Raw genomic sequence first — 1171 nt, 5'->3', positions numbered from 1 at the left:
CGATGCTGCTGCCGACGCCGGCTCGGGCGGCGTCGGCAGCAGCATCGGCCCGGCGGACTGAGCGGTCACAGGAACGTGCGGCCCTCGCCGCGGTACGTCGGCACCGTCGCCGTCACGGCCCCGCCCTCGACGAGGTGCAGCACGTCGAACCGCTCGCACAGTTCCCCCGCCTTGGCGTGCCGGAACCACACCCGGTCGCCGATCAGCAGGTCGTCGGCGGGCGAGCCCAGCAACGGCGTCTGCACCTCGCCGGCCCCCTCCTGCGGGTCGTAGCGCAGCCCCTCGGGCAGGTACGGCACCGGCAGCCGGTCGGCACCGGGCGCGCCGGACGCCGGATACCCCCCGCCGAGCACCGTCACCACCCCCACACCGGGCCGCCGGACGACGGGCTGGGCGAAGAGGGCCGCCGGACGCCCCGTGAACGACGTGTAGTGGTCGAACAGCCGCGGCACGTACAGCCCCGACCCGGCGGCGACCTCCGTGACCGCGTCCTCCGCGGCGGTGTGCTGCACACTGCCCGTGCCGCCGCCGTTGACGAACTCCAGGTCCGGCACGACGGCCCGCACCGCGCGCACGGCCGCCGCGCGCCGCTCGGCCAGTTCGCGCCGGGCCGCGGCCTGCATCAGCCGTACCGCCCGGGACCGCAGCGGCCGGCCGGCCACCGCGTCGCCGACACCGGCGACATGACCCTCGTACGCCATGATCCCCACCACCCGGAACCCGGGCCGCCGGGCCACCGCGCGCGCCACCTCGGCGAGCCGCGCGGGGGAGTGCAGCGGGGAGCGCCGGGCGCCGACCCGCACCCGCCCGCCCAGCAGCCTCAGGGAGGTGTCCAACTCCAGGCAGACCCGCACGACTTCGGTGCCACCGGCCCGCGCGGCGTCGATGAGGTCCAACTGCGCCGGATCGTCGACCATGACCGTGACGGCGGCGGCGAGCTTGGGGTCGGCCGTGAGCTCGGCGTACCGGGCGCGGTCGGCGGAGGGGTAGGCGAGCAGCACGTCGTCGAAGCCGGAGCGGGCCAGCCACAGGGACTCGGCGAGCGTGAACGACATGACGCCCGCGAAACCCCCGCGGGCCAGGACCCGTTCGAGCAGCGCCCGGCAGCGCACGGACTTGCTGGCCACCCGGACCGGTTTCCCGCCGGCCCGGCGGACCAGGTCGTCCGCGT

1 protein-coding gene is annotated in these 1171 nt (G+C 76.6%); it reads right to left on the bottom strand.

Annotation, left to right across the window (positions count from 1 at the left end; genetic code table 11):
- Positions 1-65: 65 nt before the first annotated feature.
- The coding region (locus tag B7L92_RS34250) for an alanine racemase (protein ID WP_107501701.1) at positions 66-1171 on the bottom strand (1106 nt) is incomplete at its 5' end.

Source organism: Streptomyces viridosporus (assembly GCF_002078235.1).
Taxonomy (GTDB): Bacteria; Actinomycetota; Actinomycetes; order Streptomycetales; family Streptomycetaceae; genus Streptomyces; species Streptomyces viridosporus.
Note: the sequence above shows the minus strand (reverse complement) of the source record. Positions and strands in the feature narration are given on the sequence as shown.